Here is a 21,592-nt window from a genome sequence, read left to right as displayed (position 1 = left end):
AGCAAAGCGTGCTCGCGATGGCGCTCTGGCAGGTGATGCACTCAGTTTTTCTTTCCCGGCAAAATCCCCATGAGTTTGCAGATGATGCCCAGCATGATCTCGTCCGCACCGGCACCGATGGACACCAGCCGCACGTCGCGATAGGCCCGGGCGACCGGGTTGTCCCACATGAAGCCCATGCCGCCCCAGTATTGCAGGCAACTGTCGGTGGTTTCCCGGGCCAGGCGTCCGGCCTTGAGCTTGGCCATCGACGCCAGTCGCGTGACGTCCTGGCCGTTGATGTACTGCTCGGTGGCCTGGTAGACCAGCGCCCGCAGGCATTCGATCTCGCTGGCCAGTTCCGCCATGCGAAAGTGGATCACCTGGTTGTCGATCAGGGGCGCGCCGAAGGTCTTGCGTTCCTTGCAGTACTCGATGGTGCTGTCGATGCAATGCTCCAGGCCCTTGAGCATGTTGGCCGCGCCGAACAGGCGTTCTTCCTGGAATTGCAGCATCTGCATCATGAACCCGGCGCCCTCCTGGCCGATGCGATTGCGTTGTGGCACCCGCACGTCGTCGAAAAACACCTGGGCGGTTTCCGAGCTGCGCATGCCGAGTTTGTCCAGGTGCTGGCCAAGGCTGATGCCGGGGCTGTGCATCGGCACCATGATCAGCGATTTGTTGACGTGGGGCTTGTCGTCCGAGGTATTCGCCAACAGGCAGATGAAGTCAGCGCTTGGCGCATTGGTGATCCACATCTTGCTGCCATTGATGACGTAGTCGTCGCCGTCCTTGCGCGCGGTGGTCTTGAGGCCGGCGACGTCGGAGCCGGCGCCCACCTCCGAGACGCCGATGCAGCCCACCTGTTCGCCGCGGATGGCCGGGCGCAGGAAGGCTTCACGCAACTCATCGGAGCCGAAGCGGGCCAGGGCCGGGGTGCACATGTCGGTCTGCACGCCGATGGACATGGGCACGCCGCCGCAATGAATGGTGCCGAATTCCTCGGCCGCGACGATCGAATAGCTGTAGTCCAGGCCCATGCCGCCGAAGGCCGCTGGTTTGGAGATGCCCAGCAGGCCCAGCTCGCCGGCCTTGCGGAAAACCTCATGGATGGGAAAACGCCCGGCTTTCTCCCATTCGTCGACGTAAGGGTTGATGTCATGCTCGACAAACTGGCGAACGGTGCGCCGCAGTGCTTCGTGTTCCTGGGTGAAGATCATTTTCAGTGTTCTCCTGTGAGCCGTGGAGCGTCCTCAGAAACGGGCCACGCCGAAGCTGTTGGCTTGCAGTGGCCGCTGCTCGGCCTCGTGACAGATGTCCAGCAGGTAGCCCAGCAAAGTGCGCGTGTCGCGCGGGTCGATGAGCCCGTCGTCCCACAGGCTGGCGCTGCCGTAGAGGGCAGTGGACTGGCTGTCGAGTTTCTGCGCGGTGGTTTGTTCGAGCAGGTCCAGCGCCTTCGGGTCGGGGAGCAGGCCGTTCTTGATCTGCGTGGCCTCGGTGACCATGCGCAGGACCTTGCCGGCCTGGGCACCGCCCATCACCGCCGTATGGCTGTTGGGCCAGGCGAAGATGAAGCGTGGGTCCAGCCCGCGGCCGCACATGGCGTAATTGCCGGCGCCGTAGGAGCCACCCACCACGACGGTCAGCTTGGGCACTCGGGCGTTGGCCACGGCCTGGATCATCTTGGCGCCGTGCTTGATCACCCCTTGTCGCTCCGACTCGGTGCCGACCATGAACCCGGTGGTGTTGTGCAAAAACAGCAACGGCGTGCGGCTCTGGTCGCACAACTGGATGAATTGCGCGGCCTTGGCCGCGCCCTGTGGCGTGATGGGGCCGTTGTTGCCGATCAGGCCGCAGGCATGGCCGCGAATGTGCAGGTGACCGCAAATCGTCTGGGCGTCGAACTCGCTTTTGAAGGCCAGGAAATTCGAGCCGTCGGCGATGCGGGCGATGATTTCCTGCACGTCATAGGGTTTCTTCGGGTCGTCGGGGACCAGTCCCAATAATTCGTCGGCAGGGTAGAGCGGTTCCGGCCAGCTCCGTTCGGGCTGCGGTGGCAGTTGTGCATTCCAGGGCAGCAGGCTGAGAATCTCCCGGGCCAGGCGCACGCCGTCGGCGTCGTTCTCCGCCAGGTATTCGGCGGTGCCCGCCACCTGCGCATGCATCTGTGCACCGCCCAATTCCTCCTCGCTGGCCACTTCGCCGGTCGCTGCCTTGAGTAACGGCGGCCCGGCCAGGAACAAGCGCGCCTTGTCGCGCACCACCACCACGTAATCCGACAACCCTGGCTGATAAGCCCCGCCTGCGGTGGCCGAGCCATGCACCACGGTGATCTGTGGCAGGCCCATGGCCGACATGCGTGCCTGGTTGGCGAAGCAGCGTGCGCCTTCGACGAAAATCTGCGCGGCGTAATTGAGATTGGCGCCGCCACTTTCGGCGAGGGTGATGACCGGCAGTTTGTTTTCCATGGCGATCTGTTGCAGGCGCAGGGTCTTGTACAAGCCGCTGGGGGAAATCGTGCCGCCCTTGATTGCGCTGTTGTTGGCCACCACCAGCACCCGCACCCCGGACACGTAGCCGATCCCGGCGATCAGGCCGCCGCCGGCCTGGCTACCGTCCTTGTCGTCATGGAGTTTGTAGCCGGCCAGGCTCGCCAGTTCGAGGAACGGCGCGCCAGGGTCCAGCAGCAGGTTCAGGCGCTGGCGCGGCATCAGTTGGCCGCGCTGGTCGAACTTGCCCTGGGCCTGGGCGGCTTTCTCCAGCACGGCCTGTTCGAGCTGGCGCAGCTGTTCGACACCGGCCAGCATCGCCGCGTGGTTGCGAGCGAAGTCAGCGCAGTGCGGGTCAAGGTGCGATTCGATGACTGGCATTGGAGTTCCTCATGTTCGAACAACTGCGCAAAACCCTGTGGCGAGGGAGCTTGCTCCCGCTCGATTGCGCAGCAATCGCAAAAATCGGGGTCGCTGCGCAACCCAGCGGGAGCAAGCTCCCTCGCCACACAAAAGCTGCTGGTCATGTGCTTGACCGAGCGGCACGGGTCATGGCGACTCTCCCTGGCCGACCCGGTCGGCAATGTGCTGCGGCACCGGTATCTGGATCTCCAGCAACTGTTGGGCGAACGCCTTGCCCTGGGGATCGATGCGCAGACTGGCGACACCGCCCCCGCCGAGGGCGTTTTCCAGCAGGAAATTCAAGCTGTGGGTGCCCGGCAGGTACCAGCGTTCGACCCGGCCCAGCAGCGGGTCGAGCACGTGGCTCATCCAATCGACCAGCACCTCCGGGGTCAGCGCCTCGGCGATCCAGGGCAGGTAATCGGGGTCCCGGGCGATCACGCCAATGTTGCTGTGGTTGCCCTTGTCGCCGGAGCGCGCCACCGCCAGTTTGACCAACCGCACGCTGGCATCGGTCCGGCCTTGGGGTTTGGGCAGGTCCGGGGCGACGGGCAGATCGATGGTGTGCAGCGGTTTGAAAGCGGGCAGGGGACAAGGGTGACGCTGGCCGTCGAGTTCAATCTCGAGCCGGCAGGTGGCCTTGTCGATCAGGAACGAGAACAGGCGAATCAACGGTGACACCGTCGGCCGGCCGCCGACCAGCCCTGTCAGCCCTGGCGCCATGCCGGTGGCGGCTTGGGCGATTTCCCTGGAAAACAGCACCAGCGGCTGTTTCTCCGGGTGCCGAACCGCCAGCTTGATCACCACCTCACGACTGTCCCGGCGCTGACTGTGCTGGCCGTAAGTGGCTTCGCTGCCCAGCAGTTCGATGTTCACTTCGCTGTAGGGCGACCAGCCTCGTTGGCTGAAAATCTGTGAGGTCTTGGCGACGATTGCCTGGCTGACGCGTTCGGCCTTGGCCACCGCATCAATGCCGGCGATCAGGCAGGTGGCGGTGCAGCGCCAGCCGTCCGGCCAGGTGGCGCTGACCTTGTATTGATCGGTGGGCGGCAAGCCCTTGGCACCGTGGACGCGCACGGCGTGCTTGCCTTGCTGGATCAACCTGACCTGGCTGAAATCACAGATCACGTCCGGCAATAGATAGCCTTGCGGGTCGCCGATTTCGTAGAGCAACTGCTCGCCGACGGTCAATGGCGTGACCAATCCGCCGCTGCCTTCGGCTTTGGTGACCGTGAATTGGCCGTCGGCGCTGACCTCGACGATGGGAAAGCCGATGTGCTCGTAATCCGGCACTTGCTCCCAGTCGGTGAAGTTGCCGCCCGTGCACTGGGCGCCGCACTCGATCAGGTGCCCGGCCAGTGCGGCCTGGGCCAATCGGTCGTAATCGTCCCAGGCCCAGTCGAATTCATGCACCAGGGCGGCGCTGACCACGGCGCTGTCCACCACGCGACCGGTGATCACCACATCAGCCCCCAGGCGCAACGCCTCGACGATGCCGGGCGCGCCGAGGTAGGCGTTGATAGACACGCACGCGCAGGGCAGGGGTTCGCCACTGAACATTTCGCGAATGCCCTGGGCGGCGAGCCGTTCGAATTGCGGTTGCAGGTCATCGCCCAGCAGCACGGCGATCTTCAACGGCACGCCCCGCTGGTCGCAGGCCGCTTGCAGGGCCTTCGCACAGGCCCGGGGATTGACCCCGCCGGCGTTGCTGATGACACGGATCCCGTTGTCATGCAAACGTCCTAGCAACGGTGTGAGGACCTCGATGAAGTCCGTGGCGTAGCCGCTCGAAGCATCCTTCAGCCGCGCCCCGGCCATGATCGACATCGTCACCTCGGCCAGGTAGTCGAACACCAGGTAATCCAGCGCCCCGCCCTCGACCAGTTGCGCCGCCGCAGTACAGGTATCGCCCCAGAAGGCGCTGGCACAACCGATACGGATCGTTTTGGGCATGGCGTTCCCTCCGGCAAAGGTGGTTCGAGACTACCAAGCAAGCGCTTGGTTTGTAAACGACCGCTGGTTCTTCTGGCCGAGCGCTTGCTTGGTTGCCTCGGTCAGCTTAAATTGCCCGCGCCACTGATGGTTTGGTGTGCAATTGCTCGCGCGTTGGTTGATCGACTGTAGGAGAGAATGGGTGGACGAGCAAAAAGCCCTGGGCGTGATGCGGGAGCTGGTCGACAACGGGCAACTGACCGACCCGGACAGTGCTCGCGGCAAACTGCTCCAGACCGCCGCCCACCTGTTTCGCAACAAAGGCTTCGAGCGCACCACGGTGCGTGACCTGGCCAGTGCCGTGGGCATTCAGTCGGGCAGCATTTTTCACCATTTCAAGAGCAAGGACGACATCCTGCGGGCGGTGATGGAAGAAACCATCCGCTACAACACCGCATTGATGCGCGCAGCCCTGGCCGAGGCAGACAGTGTGCGTGAGCGGGTATTGGCGCTGATCCGCTGCGAATTGCAGTCGATCATGGGCGGTACCGGCGAGGCCATGGCGGTGCTGGTCTATGAATGGCGTTCGTTATCGCAGGAAGGGCAGCGGCACGTGCTGGCCCTGCGTGATATTTATGAAGACTTGTGGCTCGAGGTCCTGGGCCAGGCCAAGGAGGCCGGGTATATTCGCGGTGACGTGTTCATTACCCGGCGGTTCCTCACGGGAGCGTTGTCCTGGACCACCACCTGGTTTCGCGCCGAAGGCAGCCTGAGCCTCGATGAGCTGGCCGAGCAAGCCCTGATCCTGGTGCTTGAAGAAAAACAATAATCGAGCAATACCTTAAATGACCGTGCGTGGCTGGCTAAGTGACTGAAACCGCCTAGCTTGATTGTTATTGATGGGGACTTTTGGGGAGTGGGTTATCTTGACGTTTTCGCCGATGGGGATGACCTCGCGTCTGGTGCTGGCTGCTCTGGCCGTTTTCCTGGTGTTGCCGACCGAGGCAGCGCAACTGGTACGGATCGGTGCGGCGCATTTTCCGCCTTATACCGTTCGTCCTGAGAACGGCGCCGACACCGGCCTGCTGCCGCAAATGGTGGAGGCCTTGAACCAGGCGCAAACCGACTATCAGTTCGTGCTGGTGCCGACATCGATCCCGCGTCGCTTCAATGATTTCAAGCAAGGCCGGGTCGACATGGCGATTTTCGAGAATCCCGAATGGGGTTGGCAGGATGTGCCACACACGTCGGTGGACATGGGCCTGGAAGATGCGGAAGTCTTCGTCGCCCAGCGCCAACCGGAACGCCAGCAAAGTTATTTCGCCGACCTCAGGGGCAAGCGCCTGGCGTTGTTCAGCGGTTATCACTACGCCTTTGCCGAATTCAACGCCGACCCCAAGTTTCTCGCCGGTCAATACAACGCCACGCTGACGTATTCCCACGACAGCAATCTGCTGATGGTCTTGCGCGGGCGGGCGGATATCGCCCTGGTGACCCGTTCGTACCTCAATGATTACGTGCTGCGCAATCCCGAAGTCGGTCCGCAATTGCTGGTATCTGAACGCATCGACCAGATTTACCACCATTACGCGCTGATTCGGCCACAGGCGCCCATTTCCAGTGAAGCGTTCGCACAGTTGCTGCAAACGCTGCGGGATAACGGTCAGATGCTGAAGATTTTCCAGCCCTATCAGATCCAGCTGGTCTCCACGCATTCCCACTGAGGGCGACACTAAATTTCCCGCCCCGGCTCACGTCACACGTTGACTACCGACGAATACGCGAGCCGCTCCCATGTCCAACCTCAACCACCCGACGACGTTGCCCTTGCCCGGCGGCCGTCGCCTCGGCGCCGATGAAACCGAACGCCACCTGAGCCTGATGCTCGAAGGTGCGCCGCTGATCCGGCTGCGCCTTGCGCGCGGTCCCGAGCTGCACGTGCACTTGCAGGAGATCAACGACCGACCAGTAGGCCCGGCGCTATGGGCGGCCTGCTATTGGCTGTTTGCTCGCCATCCCGACTGCCAGCGCCTGACCTGGCACCTCGACGAGCGCCCCGGCGAAGCCTTGCTCAGCGGTTTGTTGACGGCCACTGAACGTGCCGGTGAGTACTTTTGCGAGCGCACAATGTTCTGGCAATTACCGCAGCCCTGGCTGGGGGAGTCGTTCAACGGCAGTTACCCGCAACAGATGGTCATCACCGATGGCCGCCGCCATCCACGTCGGCCCATCAAACCCCGTGGCGAGGTGTATCGGCGTTTCGATGCGCGGCTGGGGGCCTGGGTGTCCTTGCGCACCCTGGAAATCGAGCAGGACTTGGAACGTTTCAACCGCTGGCAGAACAGCCCGCGGGTGGCGAGCTTCTGGCAGGAGGAGGGCAGCCTGGAACAGCATCGCCAGTACCTGGGCAAGCTGCAGGCCGATCCCCGGGTCTTGACCCTGATCGGCTGTTTCGATGACCAGCCGTTCGCTTATTTCGAAGCCTATTGGGCCAAGGAAGATCGGATCGCGCCGTTCTATGACGCTGGCAACTACGATCGCGGCATCCACATGTTGGTGGGTGAAGAGCAACACCGAGGGCCGCACAAGGTGGCCAGTTGGCTGTCGGCGCTGGTGCATTACCTGTTCCTGGACGATCCGCGCACCCAGCGCGTGGTCGCCGAGCCCCGGGCCGACAATGCCCGGATGATCGGGCACCTGCACAACCAGTGTTTCCACTGTGAAAAGGAATTTGATTTCCCTCACAAACGCGCGGCGCTGATGATCCTGGGGCGTGAGCGGTTTTTTGATCGGTGTGGGTTGATGTAAGGGTAGGGGCGGTCATCAGGCCCCATCGCGAGCAAGCTCGCTCCCACAGGGATTTGTGGTGAACACCAACGTTGTGAACACCCAAATCCCTTGTGGGAGCGAGCTTGCTCGCGATGGGGCCAGCAAAGCCACTGCAAAAATCAACGCCGGGCGAAGGTATCCCCGCGAACCCCCGACACCTTGCGGCAATGCACCAGGGCATCGCGGATCATGAAGTTCACCAGGGTCGGCGAGACCCCCAGTTCCTTGGCGATGTCCTTCTGTGGCACGCCATGCAGGCGATACATCTCGAAGGCATAGCGGGTGCGGCTGGGCAGTTCGGTCAGCGCGTCGGCGATGTGTTCCAGCGTGGAAAAGTTGATATGGGAGGTTTCTGGCGAAGCACCCTGGATCACCACGTTCAACCCTTCCTCTTCCGGCCCCGAGTATTTCTGTTCCAGCGCCTGCTTGCGGTAGTGGTCGATCGCCAGGTTGCGCACGATCTGGAACAGATAGCTGAGCTGCGCCTTGAACGAGGAGGTGATCTGGGGCGCCGATTGCAGCCGGAAAAATGCGTCCTGCACCACGTCCTCCGCGCGGGATCGGCAGCCGGTAATGCGTGCCGCGATCTTGACCAGGATCAATCGGTTGTCCACGAATGCCTGGAGTAACGGTGAGTCGCACCTGCTTGTGGATACTTGTTCCGTCATGGAATTCACCTTGCTGCAAAAAGTTAGCAGGACGTCCGGATGCCGGACCCGTCCTACACATCGAGCGCCAAATTAGGCTTAATGATAATGATTGTCAATTGAGAAGAAGAATTATTGATGCAATAAAGTCCAGCCTCGGCACCGCGACCCATTGCCGCGGTGTCTGGCAGCTGGCTGCTTCGCAGCAGGCCTCGGTGAGTCGGCTGCCCGACTAATTATTTGCCGCGGTTATCCGTTCCATGGGGGACAACTTGCAAGCCGAATTCAGGCAGGAACCCCCCATGACCGACGCGTTCGAACTCCCCAGCACCCTGGCTCATGCCCTCCAGCGCCGCGCCGCGTTGACGCCGGACCGGGTGGCCCTGCGCTTCCTTGCCGACACCCCCGGGCAGGGTGTGGTGTTGAGTTATCGCGACCTGGACTTGCGTGCCCGGACCATCGCCGCCGCTTTGCAGGCCGAGGCCGCGCTGGGTGATCGCGCCGTGCTGCTGTTCCCCAGCGGCCCTGACTACGTCGCGGCGTTCTTTGGTTGCCTCTATGCCGGGGTGATTGCCGTGCCGGCCTATCCGCCGGAGTCCACCCGTCGCCATCATCAAGAGCGCTTGCTGTCGATCATTGCCGACGCCGAACCGCGCCTGTTGCTCACCCGCAGTGATCTGCGCGAGCCGTTGCAAGCCATCGAATCGGCGCCGCCGGTGTTGTGTGTCGATACCCTCGACCCGTCCCGCGCCGGGCAATGGCGGATGCCGACGCTGCAGGACGATGACATTGCCTTCCTGCAATACACCTCCGGCTCCACCGCGTTGCCCAAGGGTGTGCAGGTCAGCCACGGCAACCTGGTGGCAAACGAGTTGCTGATCCGCCATGGCTTTGGCATCGACCTGAACCCTGATGACGTCATCGTCAGTTGGCTACCGCTGTACCACGACATGGGCTTGATCGGCGGTTTGCTGCAGCCGGTGTTCAGCGGCGTTCCGTGCGTACTGATGTCGCCGGCCTACTTCCTGGCCCGCCCCCTGCGTTGGCTCGAAGCGATCAGCGAATACGGCGGCACCATCAGCGGTGGCCCGGACTTCGCCTATCGGCTGTGCAGCGAACGGGTCAGTGACTCGGCCCTGCAGCGTCTCGACCTGAGCGGCTGGCGCGTGGCCTATTCCGGTTCCGAGCCGATCCGCCTCGACACGCTGGAGCGGTTTGCCGAGAAGTTCGCCCCGTGCGGTTTCACGCCGGACAATTTCATGGCCTCCTACGGCCTGGCCGAAGCGACCCTGTTCGTCGCTGGCACGCCACGCCGCCACGGCATTCCTTCGCTGCGGGTGGATGATGCGGCACTGGCGCAAAACCGAGCCGAGCCGGGGCAGGGCAGTGCGGTGATGAGTTGCGGTGTCAGTCAGCCCGGGCACGCGGTGCTGATTGTCGAGCCCGCTACGGCGCAGCCGTTGGCCGACAATCAGGTCGGTGAAGTCTGGGCTGCCGGCCCGAGCATCACCCTGGGCTATTGGCGCAACCCCGAAGCCAGCGCCAAGACCTTTGTCCAGCACGATGGCCGGACCTGGCTGCGTACCGGCGACCTGGGTTTCCTGCGCGACGGCGAGCTGTTCATCACCGGTCGCCTGAAAGACCTGCTGATCGTGCGCGGGCATAACCTCTATCCCCAGGACATCGAGCAAGCCATCGAGCGCGAAGTGGAGGTGGTGCGCAAGGGCCGGGTGGCGGCGTTCGCGGTCAACGACAACGGCGAGGAAGGCATCGGCATCGCTGCGGAAATCAGCCGCAGCGTGCAGAAAATCCTGCCGCCCGAAGCCTTGATCAAAGCCATTCGCCAAGCCGTGGCCGAGGCCTGCCAGCAAGCCCCGAGCGTGGTGGCGCTGCTCAATCCCGGCGCGTTGCCCAAGACCTCCAGCGGCAAGTTGCAGCGCTCGGCGTGTCGCAGTCGATTGGCCGACGGCAGCTTGGACAGTTATGCACAGTTCCCGTCAGCCGAGGTAGAAGACGCTGATGAGTCTGCGCCGTCCTCCGAGCTGCAAACGCTCATCGGCCAAATCTGGCGGGAGCAGCTGCAGGTCGAACAAGTCCAGGCTGACGATCACTTCTTCCTGTTGGGCGGTAATTCCATCGCCGCCACCCAGATGATCGCACGACTACGGGAGATCCTGGGGCTGGAACTGAACCTGCGCCTGCTGTTCGAAGCCCCGACCCTGGCCGCGTTCGCCGAAGCGGTGGCGAACCAGCAACAGGACGGCGGCCAGCCTCAAGGAGCGATCAGCGCATTGTCGCGGGACGAAGCGTTGCCGCAATCCCTGGCCCAGAACCGTTTGTGGATTACCTGGCGGCTTGACCCGACGAGCCATGCCTACAATATTCCCGGCGCCTTGCGCCTGCGCGGCGAGCTGGACGAAGACGCGTTGCGCACCAGTTTCCAACAACTGATCGAGCGTCATGAGTCCCTGCGCACGCGGTTCCTGGAGCGCGATGGCGTGGCCCTGCAACAGGTCGATCCAGCAGGGGAATTCAAGCTGCATGTCATCGACCTCGGCGACCTGCCTGCCGACTCGCGCGAAGCCCGGGCGCGGCAGGTTCGAGAAGACGAAGCGGCCACGCCGTTCGATCTGGAGAAAGGGCCGCTGCTGCGGGTCACCCTGTTGCGCCTCGACGAGGATGATCACCAACTGCTGGTGACGTTGCACCACATCATCGCCGACGGCTGGTCGATGAGTGTCTTGATCGAAGAATTCTCCCGCTTGTACGCCGCCGCCTCCCAAGGCCAGGTTGCTGAACTGGCGCCATTGCCGTTGCAATACGCCGACTACGGCAGTTGGCAACGCCAATGGCTCGCCCAGGGCGAGGCCGAGCGCCAACTGAGCTACTGGAAGCAGCAACTGGGCGCTGAACAATCGGCCCTGGTGCTGGGCACGGATCACCCACGCAGCGCGCAACGCCAGCGCAGCGCCGCGCGGCACAGCCTGCGCCTGGACAAGGACCTCGGCGAGGCCCTGCGCCACGTGGCCCAGGCCCATGACGCGACGCCGTTCATGCTGTTGCTAGCAGCCTTCCAGGCGCTGTTGCAGCGTTACACCGGGCAATCCGACATTCGCATCGGCGTGCCCAACGCCAACCGTCCGCGCCTGGAAACCCAGGGGCTGATCGGCTTCTTCATCAACACCCAGGTGCTGCGCGGGCAGGTCGATTCCCGTCAACCGTTCGCCGCGCTGCTGGCCCAGGCCCGGGAAGCTACGCTCGGGGCCCAGGCCCACCAGGACTTGCCATTCGAACAACTGCTCGAAGCGTTTCCCGAGGCGCGCGAGCAAGGCCTGTTCCAAGTGATGTTCAACCACCAGCAGCGTGACCTGGGTGCCTTGCGCCGTCTGCCGGGGCTGCTGGCCGAGGAATTGTCGTGGCACAGCCGCGAAGCCAAGTTCGACCTGCAATTGCACAGCGAAGAAGATCGCAATGGCCGGTTGACCCTGTCGTTCGACTACGCCGACGAACTGTTCGAGGCGGCGACCATCGAGCGGTTGGCAACGCATTACTGCAATCTGTTACGGGCGGTCTGTGCCGATCCGCAGCAAGCCATCGGCGATGTACCGTTATTGACCGTCGATGAACACAGCCAACAGCAGCAGTGGAGCGCGGCCCCGTGTGCGTCGGCCAGCCAATGGCTGCCGGAGCTGTTGAACGAGCAGGCCCGCAGCACGCCGCAACGGATCGCCCTGCGCTGGGACGGTGGTCAACTCGATTATGCCGAGCTGCACGCCCAGGCCAATCGCCTGGCCCACTACCTGCGGGACAAGGGCGTGGGCCCGGACGTGTGCGTAGCGATTGCCGCCGAGCGTTCGCCGCAGTTGCTCATCGGTGTGCTGGCCATCATCAAGGCCGGCGGTGCCTATGTGCCGCTGGATGCGGACTACCCGGCCGAACGCCTAGCCTACATGCTCCATGACAGCGACGTCGACCTGCTGCTGACCCAGACCGCGTTGCTGGAGCGTTTACCCGCCTGCGACGGCGTCAGTGTCATCGCCATGGACGCCCTGCACCTGGAACAATGGCCGAGCAACCCGCCGGGCCTGCACCTGCACGGCGACCACCTGGCCTACGTGATCTACACCTCCGGCTCCACCGGCCAGCCCAAAGGCGTCGGCAACACCCATGCGGCCCTGGCCGAGCGCCTGCAATGGATGCAAGCGACCTATGGGCTGGATGCCACCGATGTGCTGATGCAAAAGGCCCCCATCAGTTTCGACGTGTCGGTCTGGGAGTGCTTCTGGCCGCTGATCACCGGCAGTCAACTGGTCCTGGCCGGCCCCGGCGAGCACCGTGACCCGCACCGCATCGCCCAGTTGGTGCAGCAGTTTGGCGTCACCACGCTGCACTTCGTACCGCCGCTGCTCAGCCTGTTTATCGAAGAGCCGCTGAGCGCCCGCTGCAGCAGCCTGCGCCGGCTGTTCTCTGGTGGCGAGGCCTTGCCCGCCGAACTGCGCAATCGGGTGTTGGCGCAACTGCCGTCGGTGCAATTACACAACCGCTACGGTCCGACCGAAACCGCGATCAACGTCACCCATTGGCATTGCACCGAGGCCGATGGTGAGCGCTCGCCAATCGGCCGGCCCTTGGGCAACGTCCTGTGCCGGGTACTCGACAGCAACCTCAATCCCGTGCCGGCCGGCGTGCCAGGCGAGCTGTGCATTGGCGGCCTGGGCCTGGCCCGGGGTTACCTCGGGCGTCCGGGCCTGAGTGCCGAGCGTTTTGTTGCCGACCCATTGGGACAGGCCGGTGCGCGGTTATACCGTACCGGTGACCGTGCGCGTTGGAACGCCGACGGCGTGATCGAATACCTCGGCCGCCTCGACCAGCAGGTCAAGCTGCGCGGCTTCCGGGTCGAGCCGCAGGAAATCGAAGCGCGCCTGCTGGCCCAGGACGGCGTCGCCCAAGTGGCGGTGCTGGTGCGCGACACCTCGGCCGGCCCGCAGTTGATCGGTTATTACACCGCGCCGGAGGTCGCCCAAGGCCAGGATGAATTGAACACCCGGCTCAAGGCCGCCCTGGCCGCCGAACTGCCGGATTACATGGTGCCCGCCCAACTGCTGCGCCTGGACGTCATGCCTTTGAGCCCGAGCGGCAAACTCGACCGCCGCGCCTTGCCCGAACCGCAATGGCAGGTGCGTGAGCACGTCGAGCCGGCCAGCGTCCTCGAGCAACAAATCGCCGGCATCTGGCGCGAGGTGCTGGGCCTTGCGCGCATTGGCCTGCGGGACGATTTCTTTGCCCTGGGCGGTCATTCGCTGCTGGCGACCCAGATCATTTCCCGCACCCGCCAAACCTGCGATGTCGAACTGCCGCTGCGCACTTTGTTCGAGGCCAGTGAGCTGGGGGCCTTCGCCGAACAGGTGCGCTTGATCCAGGCCAGCGGCCAGGCCAACCGCCAGCCACCGATCGAGAAGGTTGACCGCAGCCAACCGGTGCCGCTGTCCTACTCCCAGCAGCGCATGTGGTTCCTCTGGCAGATGGAGCCGGACAGCCCGGCCTACAACGTCGGTGGCATGGCGCGCCTGCGCGGGGTGCTGGATGTCGGGCGCTTCGAGGCGGCCTTGCAGGCGTTGATCCTGCGCCACGAAACCCTGCGCACCACGTTCCCGAGCGTTGACGGCGTGGCCCACCAGCAGGTGCACGGCGAGACGGGCCTGCGCATGGACTGGAAGGACTTCTCGATGCTGGCCTTTGATGTCCGCGAACAGCGGGTGCAGCAACTGGCCGACAGCGAGGCGCACCAGCCCTTCGACCTGGAAACCGGGCCGCTGCTGCGGGCCTGTCTGGTCAAGACCGCCGAGCATGAGCATTACTTTGTGCTGACGCTGCACCACATCGTCACCGAAGGTTGGGCGATGGACATTTTCGCCCGTGAACTGAGCGCGCTGTACGAAGCCTTTATCGACGATCGCGAATCGCCCCTGGAACCCTTGCCGGTGCAGTACCTGGACTACAGCGTCTGGCAGCGTCAGTGGTTGGAGTCCGGCGAGCGTCAACGGCAGTTGGACTACTGGACCACGCAACTGGGTCGCGAACATCCGCTGCTGGAGCTGCCCGGCGATCGCCCGCGTCCGTCGGTGCAAAGCCATCGCGGTGAACTGTTCCGTTTTGACCTCAGCGATGATTTGGCGGCGCGGGTCCGCGCCTTCAACGCGCAACAGGGCCTTACCCTGTTCATGACCATGACCGCCGCCCTGGCCGTGTTGCTCTACCGCTACAGCGGCCAGACCGACCTGCGCATCGGCGCGCCGGTGGCGAACCGCATCCGCCCGGAAAGCGAAGGGCTGATCGGTGCGTTCCTCAACACCCAAGTGTTGCGTTGCCAGCTCGACGGGCAGATGTCGGTGGGCGAGCTGTTCGAACAGGTGCGCCACACCGTCATCGAAGGCCAGTCCCACCAGGATTTGCCATTCGATCATCTGGTGGAAGCCCTGCAACCGCCGCGCAGTGCGGCTTACAACCCGCTGTTCCAGGTGATGTGCAACGTGCAGCGCTGGGAGTTCCAGCAGAGTCGCACGTTGGCCGGCATGACGGTGGAATACCTGGTCAACGACGCCCGGGCCACCAAGTTCGACCTCAACCTGGAAGTCACCGACCTGGACCAACGCCTGGGTTGCTGCCTGACCTACAGCACCGACCTGTTCGACGAACCGCGCATCGCGCGCATGGCCGGGCACTGGCGCAATCTGCTGGAAGCGTTGCTGGACGATCCGGCCCGACGCCTGAGCGAACTGCCGTTGCTGGACACCCGCGAGCAGCAACAACTGCTCGACAGCCTGGGTGTCGAGGCTGGTGAGCATCGCCTGGATCGATGCCTCCATGAGTTGTTCGACGAACAGGCGCGGATGCGTCCCGATGCGCCGGCCCTGACTTTTGCCGGGCAGACCCTGACGTATGCGCAACTGGACAGCAGTGCCAATCGTCTGGCCTGGATGCTGCGCGAGCGGGGCGTCGGGCCGCAGGTGCGGGTGGGCCTGGCCCTGGAGCGTTCGCTGGAAATGGTCATTGGCCTGCTGGCGATTCTCAAGGCCGGCGGTGCCTATGTGCCGCTGGATCCGGAATACCCGCTGGATCGCCTGCACTACATGATCGAAGACAGTGGCATCAGCCTGTTGCTCAGCGACCGGGCGATGCTCCAGGCCCTCGGTGCATTGCCCGACGGCGTGGGCTGCTGGTGCCTGGAAGATGATTCGCCGGCCTTGGCGCAGTACCCGGATCACGCGCTGCCGCTGATCAACCTGCCGCAACACCAGGCCTACCTGATCTACACCTCCGGCTCCACCGGCAAGCCCAAGGGCGTGGTGGTGTCCCATGGTGAAATCGCCATGCATTGCCAGGCAGTGATCCAGCGTTTCGGCATGCGCCCGGACGATTGCGAGCTGCATTTCTATTCCATCAACTTCGATGCGGCCACTGAACGTCTGCTGGTGCCATTGCTCAGTGGCGCCCACGTGGTGCTGCGGGCCCAGGGCCAATGGGACGCCGAGGAAATCTGCGGGCTGATTCGCCAGCATCGCATCAACATTCTTGGCTTCACCCCCAGCTACGGCAGCCAGCTGGCGCAGTGGCTGGCGACCCAGGGACAGACCCTGCCGGTGCGCATGTGCATCACCGGTGGCGAAGCCCTGACGGGCGAGCATTTGCAGCGCATTCGCGCGGCGTTCAACCCGAGCCTGTTCTTCAATGCCTATGGTCCGACCGAAACCGTGGTCATGCCTCTGGCGAGCCTGGCCCCCGAGCAATTGGAGGAGGGCGCGGCCAGTGTGCCGATTGGCAGCGTGATTGGCGCCCGCATGGCGTACATCCTCGACGCCGACCTGGCGTTGGTGCCGCCAGGCGCCACCGGTGAGTTGTATGTGGGTGGCGCCGGTCTGGCCCAGGGTTATCACCAGCGTCCGGGGATGACCGCCGAGCGTTTCGTCGCCGACCCGTTCGCCACCGACGGTGGGCGCCTGTATCGCACCGGCGACCTGGTGCGCCAGCGTGCCGATGGGCTGGTGGAGTACCTGGGACGGATCGACCATCAGGTGAAAATCCGCGGCTTCCGTATCGAGCTGGGGGAAATCGAAACCCGTTTGCTGGAACATGACGCGGTGCGCGAGGCCGTGGTACTGGCCCTCGACACGCCGGGGGGCAAGCAACTGGCCGGCTATCTGGTGAGCGACGTCGCCAGCCAGGACGACGGGCGACAAGCGGCCCTGCGCGACGCCTTGAAAAACCACCTCAAGGCCCAGTTGCCGGACTACATGGTGCCCACGCACCTGATCCTGCTGGCGAGCATGCCGCTGACCGCCAACGGCAAGCTCGACCGCCGCGCCTTGCCGATGCCCGATCCCGAACTCAATCGCCAACACTACGTGGCGCCGAGCAATGCCCTGGAACAGACCTTGGCGGCGATCTGGTGCGACGTGCTGAACGTGACGCAGGTGGGCCTCAACGATAATTTCTTCGAGCTGGGCGGCGATTCGATCCTGTCCATCCAGGTGGTCAGCCGCGCTCGGCAGCAGGGCATTCATTTCACCCCCCGGGACTTGTTCCAGCACCAGACCGTGCAGACTTTGGCCGCGGTTGCCACGCGCAGCCAGCAGGTGCTTGCCGAGCAGGGCCTGTTGCAGGGTGAGTCCGGGCTGACGCCGATCCAGCACTGGTTCTTCGAGCGCCCGATCCCCAACCGGCATCACTGGAATCAGGCGCTGGTGCTGGAGCCGACTACGGCCCTGGCGCCGCAACCGCTGGAACAGGCACTGCGCAGCCTCCTCCAGCACCATGATGCCTTGCGCCTGGGCTTCGACGAAAGCACCGGGCACTGGCAGGCCGAGCACCAGCCGTTGTCTGACGCGGCGCTGTTGCGGCACGTGTCCGTGGACACCGCGCAGGATTGCGAAGCGTTGTTTGCCGAGACGCAGAGCCGTTTCAATCTGGCCACCGGGCCATTGCTGCGCGCAGTGCTGGCGCAGTTCCCCGACGGCCAGCAACGGTTGCTGATCGTCATCCATCACCTGGTGGTCGACGGTGTGTCGTGGCGGGTGTTGATGGACGATTTGCAAACCGTCTACCGCCCGCTCGCCATCGGGCAGGCAGCGCAATTGTCAGCCAAGACCAGCCCAATGCGGGACTGGGCCGCGCGCTTGCAGGCTTACGCCGGCAGCGAATCTCTGCGCGAAGAACTGGCGTGGTGGCAAGCACAGTTGAGCGGCACGCAGGTGCCGCTGCCGTGCGCAAATCCCGAGGGCGGGCTCCTGGAACGTCATGCTGAAACCGTCAGCGTGCGCCTCGACGCCGGGCGCACCCGGCAACTGTTGCAACAGGCGCCGAGCGCCTACCGCACCCAAGTCAACGACCTGCTGCTTACCGCCCTGGCCCGTGTGCTGTGCCGCTGGAGCGGCCATGCCTCGGCCCTGGTCCAGCTTGAAGGCCACGGCCGCGAAGCGCTGTTCGACGACATTGACCTGACCCGCACCGTCGGCTGGTTCACCAGTGTCTATCCCGTGCGCCTGAGCCCAGCGGCCGAAGACTTCGGAGCGTCTATCAAGGCCATCAAGGAACAATTGCGCGCAGTGCCCCACAAGGGCCTCGGTCATGGCGTATTGCGCTACCTGGCCGACGCCGCGACTCGCCAGACGATGGCCAACCTGCCGCATGCGGCGATCACCTTCAACTACCTGGGCCAGCTCGACCAGACCTTGGGTCATGATGCGCTGTTCCAGCCGCTGGAGGCGCCGTTGGGGGCGATCCACGATCCCGATGCGCCGCTGCCCAATGAGCTGAGTATCGACAGCCAGGTCAGCGGTGGCGAGTTGGTGCTGCGCTGGACGTTCAGCCGCGAACGGCATGATCGTCAGGCCATCGCGACCCTGGCCGATGCCTACCTCGATGAGTTGCAACGCCTGATCGAGCACTGCCTGACAGACGAGGCGGGCGGCCTGACACCATCGGACTTCCCCTTGGCGAAGCTGACCCAGGGCCAGCTCGACAGCCTGCCGGTGCCCGCCGCGCAGATCGAAGACGTCTACCCGCTGACGCCGATGCAGGAAGGCATGCTGCTGCACACCTTGCTGGAACCGGGCACGGGCCTGTACTACATGCAGGATCGCTACCGCATCAACAGCGAACTGGACCCGCAGCGTTTTGCCCAGGCCTGGCAGGCGGTTATCGCCCGTCACGAAGCCTTGCGCGCGTCGTTCTGCTGGAACGTTGGCGAAGACATGCTGCAAATTATCCACCGGCCCGGCAGTACGCCGGTGGATTATCTCGACTGGTCCGAGGTGCCCGAAGACGCCCAGGAAGCCAAGCTCCAGGCACTGCTCAAGAACGAGCGAGAGGCCGGTTTCGATCTGTTGAACCAGGCGCCATTCCATCTGCGGCTGATTCGGGTCGGCGCGGCACGCTACTGGTTCATGATGAGTAACCACCACATTCTCATCGATGCGTGGTGCCGTTCGCTGCTGATGGACGACTTCTTCGAGATCTACACCGCCCTGGGTGAAAACCGCGAACCGCAGTTGACCGTGCCGCCGCGCTATCGCGACTACATCGGCTGGTTGCAGCGCCAGAGCCTGGCCGAAGCCCGCCAGTGGTGGAAGCACAACCTGCAAGGCTTCGAGCGGACCACGCCGATCCCTGGCGACCGGCCGTTCCTGCGCGAGCACGCCGGTGACAGCGGCGGCATGATCGTCGGCGACTGCTACACCCGTCTCGATGCCCGGGACGGCGCACGGCTGCGGGAACTGGCCCAGGCCCATCAACTGACGGTCAACACCTTCGCCCAAGCGGCGTGGGCCCTGGTGCTGCGGCGGGTCAGCGGCGACCGCGACGTGCTGTTCGGCGTCACCGTGGCCGGGCGCCCGGTGGAACTGCCGCAGATGCAACGCACTGTGGGGCTGTTCATCAATAGCATCGCTTTGCGCGTGCAGATGCCCGAGGACCATCAGCGTTGCAGCGTGCGCCAGTGGCTCAGCGATTTGCTGGACCACAATATGCAACTGCGCGAATACGAATATCTGCCGCTGGTGAGCATCCAGGAGGCCAGCGAACTGCCCAAGGGCCAGCCGCTGTTCGACAGTTTGTTCGTGTTCGAGAATGCGCCCGTGGAGGTCTCGGTGCTGGACCGCGCCCAAAGCCTCAACGCCACTTCGGACTCGGGCCGCACCCACACCAACTTCCCGCTGACGGCGGTCTGCTACCCGGGCGATGACCTGGGGCTGCACCTTTCCTACGACCAGCGCTACTTCGATGAAGCCACCGTCCAGGGCTTGCTGAGTGAGTTCAAGCGGCTGCTGCTGGCGCTGATGGAGGGCTTGCACGGTGACATGAGCGAGTTGCCGCTGATCGGTGCCCAAGAGCAGGATTTCCTGATTGAAGGCTGCAACCAGAGCGAACATGCCTATCCGTTGGAACAGAGCTACGTCGAGCTGTTCGAGGCGCGGGTCGCGGCTCATCCCCACCGCCCTGCGGTCAGTTGCCTGGACACGAGCTACAGCTACGCCGAGCTGAATGCACGCAGCAACCGCCTCGGCCACGCCCTGATCGCTGCCGGTGTCGGCCTGGATCAGCCCGTAGCGCTGCTGGCCGAACGGGATGCCGAGCTGCTGGGTATGATCATCGGCAGCTTCAAGGCCGGTGCCGGCTACCTGCCGCTGGATCCCGGCCTGCCGAGCCAGCGCCTGGGCCGTATCATCGAATTGAGTCGCACGCCGTTACTGGTTTGCACCCAGGCCTGCCAGGCCCAGGCGCAGGCGTTGCTGGACGAGTTCGCCTGCTCCGGACGACCGAAGTTGCTGGTGTGGGAAGCCGTCCAGGCCAGCGCTCTTTCGCTGGAAAACCCAGGGGTCTACAGCGGGCCGGATAACCTCGCCTACGTGATCTACACCTCCGGTTCCACCGGCCTACCCAAAGGCGTGATGGTGGAGCAGCGAGGGATGCTCAATAACCAACTGAGCAAAGTGCCGTACCTGGCGCTGAGCGAGGTGGATGTGATTGCCCAGACGGCGTCCCAGAGCTTCGATATTTCGGTCTGGCAGTTCCTGGCCGCGCCGTTGTTCGGTGCCCGGGTCGACATCGTGCCCAACGCCATTGCCCACGACCCGCAAGGGCTGCTGGAGCATGTGCAGCAGCAGGGCATCACCGTGCTGGAAAGCGTGCCGTCGCTGATCCAGGGCATGCTTGCCCAGGAACGCATCGGTCTGGACGGCTTGCGCTGGATGCTGCCCACCGGCGAAGCGATGCCGCCGGAACTGGCCCACCAGTGGTTGTTGCGTTACCCGGACATCGGTCTGGTCAACGCCTACGGCCCGGCGGAGTGTTCCGACGACGTGGCGTTCTTCCGGGTGGACCTGGCCTCGACCCGTGGTACGTATCTGCCGATTGGCACGCCCACCGACAACAATCGTCTGTACCTGCTCGACGGCGCGCTGGACCTGGTACCGCTGGGCGCGGTGGGTGAGCTATGCGTGGCGGGCACCGGGGTCGGGCGTGGTTATGTCAGCGATCCCCTGCGTACTGCCCCGGTCTTTGTGCCCAACCCATTCGGCGCGCCGGGGGAGCGGCTGTACCGTACCGGCGACCTGGCGCGGCGGCGCAGCGATGGGGTGTTGGAGTACGTCGGGCGCATCGACCATCAGGTGAAGATCCGCGGCTACCGCATCGAGCTGGGTGAAATCGAGGCGCGCTTGCATGAACAGCCGGAAGTGCGTGATGGGGCGGTGGGTGTGCAGGAGGGCGTCAATGGCAAACATCTGGTGGGCTATCTCGTTGCCACCGACTCGGCGCTCAAACCCGCCGAACGCCTGGAACGCATCAAGCAGCGCCTGCGGGCCGAATTGCCGGAATACATGGTGCCGCTGCACTGGCTGTGGCTCGAGCGCCTGCCGCTCAACGCCAACGGCAAGCTCGACCGCAAGGCCTTGCCGGCCCTGGAGATCGGCCAGTTGCAAAGCCAGGACTACCAAGCCCCCGGCAATGAACTGGAGCAGACCCTGGCAGACATCTGGGCCCAGGTGCTGAAAGTCGAGCGGGTGGGGGTGCGGGACAACTTCTTCGAACTGGGTGGGCATTCCTTGCTGGCGACGCAAATCGCCTCACGGGTGCAAAAGGCCCTGCAACGCAACGTACCGCTGCGGGCGATGTTCGAATGCAGCACGGTGCAGGAACTGGCCGACTACATCGATGGGCTGGCGGCCAGCGAGATCACCGAGGAGAAGGTAGATCGGTTGAATGATTTGATGGCGGAGTTGGAAGGAATGTAGTTTTGCGGCGTCTATGAAGACCTCA

8 protein-coding genes are annotated in these 21,592 nt (G+C 64.1%); 4 read left to right on the top strand and 4 right to left on the bottom strand.

Annotated elements, in window-relative coordinates:
- Window positions 1-41 precede the first annotated feature (41 nt).
- From atuD to BLT00_RS17105, 3 genes are all read right to left on the bottom strand, one after another.
- Window positions 42-1,199 carry a citronellyl-CoA dehydrogenase gene (atuD, locus tag BLT00_RS17115; RefSeq protein ID WP_092144781.1) on the bottom strand — a complete coding sequence of 386 codons (1,158 nt, stop codon included), beginning with the start codon at window positions 1,197-1,199 and terminating at the stop codon, window positions 42-44.
- Between the two features lie 33 nt (window positions 1,200-1,232).
- A complete protein-coding gene (gene atuC / locus BLT00_RS17110; protein ID WP_092144779.1) occupies window positions 1,233-2,849 on the bottom strand; it encodes a geranyl-CoA carboxylase subunit beta in 1,617 nt (538 codons plus the stop codon).
- Between the two features lie 168 nt (window positions 2,850-3,017).
- On the bottom strand, window positions 3,018-4,823 hold the full coding sequence (locus BLT00_RS17105) for an acyclic terpene utilization AtuA family protein (protein ID WP_092144778.1): 1,806 nt from the start codon (window positions 4,821-4,823) through the stop codon (window positions 3,018-3,020).
- Window positions 4,824-5,004: 181 nt separating this feature from the next.
- On the opposite strand from BLT00_RS17105, the gene BLT00_RS17100 reads away from it, so the two are divergent.
- From BLT00_RS17100 to BLT00_RS17090, 3 genes are all read left to right on the top strand, one after another.
- Entirely contained in the window at window positions 5,005-5,631 is a 627-nt protein-coding gene (locus BLT00_RS17100; protein ID WP_063322281.1) for a TetR/AcrR family transcriptional regulator, read from the top strand.
- Between the two features lie 118 nt (window positions 5,632-5,749).
- Window positions 5,750-6,526, top strand: a complete 777-nt coding sequence (locus BLT00_RS17095; RefSeq protein ID WP_092144776.1) for a substrate-binding periplasmic protein — start codon at window positions 5,750-5,752, stop codon at window positions 6,524-6,526.
- A 70-nt stretch (window positions 6,527-6,596) separates the two neighbouring features.
- A complete protein-coding gene (locus BLT00_RS17090) occupies window positions 6,597-7,610 on the top strand; it encodes a GNAT family N-acetyltransferase (protein WP_092144774.1) in 1,014 nt (337 codons plus the stop codon).
- Between the two features lie 140 nt (window positions 7,611-7,750).
- On the opposite strand, the gene BLT00_RS17085 is transcribed toward BLT00_RS17090, so the two are convergent.
- Window positions 7,751-8,299, bottom strand: a complete 549-nt coding sequence (locus BLT00_RS17085) for an RNA polymerase factor sigma-70 (RefSeq protein ID WP_024619408.1) — start codon at window positions 8,297-8,299, stop codon at window positions 7,751-7,753.
- A gap of 281 nt (window positions 8,300-8,580) precedes the next feature.
- Here BLT00_RS17085 and BLT00_RS17080 point away from each other — a divergent pair, with 281 nt between their 5' ends.
- Window positions 8,581-21,567: a non-ribosomal peptide synthetase gene (locus BLT00_RS17080; protein WP_092144772.1), complete on the top strand. Its 12,987-nt coding sequence runs from the start codon at window positions 8,581-8,583 to the stop codon at window positions 21,565-21,567.
- Window positions 21,568-21,592: the final 25 nt, after the last annotated feature.

It is taken from the genome of Pseudomonas sp. NFACC51, assembly GCF_900103575.1.
GTDB lineage: Bacteria > Pseudomonadota > Gammaproteobacteria > Pseudomonadales > Pseudomonadaceae > Aquipseudomonas > Aquipseudomonas fluorescens_Q.
The sequence above is the reverse complement of the archived record's forward strand: the minus strand, read 5'-3'. Positions and strand labels throughout refer to the sequence as shown.

What these genes read in the sequence shown, in the direction of transcription:
- atuD (WP_092144781.1), bottom strand. Translation starts at nt 1,199, where the DNA reads ATGATCTTCACCCAGGAACACGAAGCACTGCGGCGCACCGTTCGCCAG.
- atuC (WP_092144779.1), bottom strand. Translation starts at nt 2,849, where the DNA reads ATGCCAGTCATCGAATCGCACCTTGACCCGCACTGCGCTGACTTCGCT.
- BLT00_RS17105 (WP_092144778.1), bottom strand. Translation starts at nt 4,823, where the DNA reads ATGCCCAAAACGATCCGTATCGGTTGTGCCAGCGCCTTCTGGGGCGAT.
- BLT00_RS17095 (WP_092144776.1), top strand. Translation starts at nt 5,750, where the DNA reads ATGACCTCGCGTCTGGTGCTGGCTGCTCTGGCCGTTTTCCTGGTGTTG.
- BLT00_RS17090 (WP_092144774.1), top strand. Translation starts at nt 6,597, where the DNA reads ATGTCCAACCTCAACCACCCGACGACGTTGCCCTTGCCCGGCGGCCGT.
- BLT00_RS17085 (WP_024619408.1), bottom strand. Translation starts at nt 8,299, where the DNA reads ATGACGGAACAAGTATCCACAAGCAGGTGCGACTCACCGTTACTCCAG.
- BLT00_RS17080 (WP_092144772.1), top strand. Translation starts at nt 8,581, where the DNA reads ATGACCGACGCGTTCGAACTCCCCAGCACCCTGGCTCATGCCCTCCAG.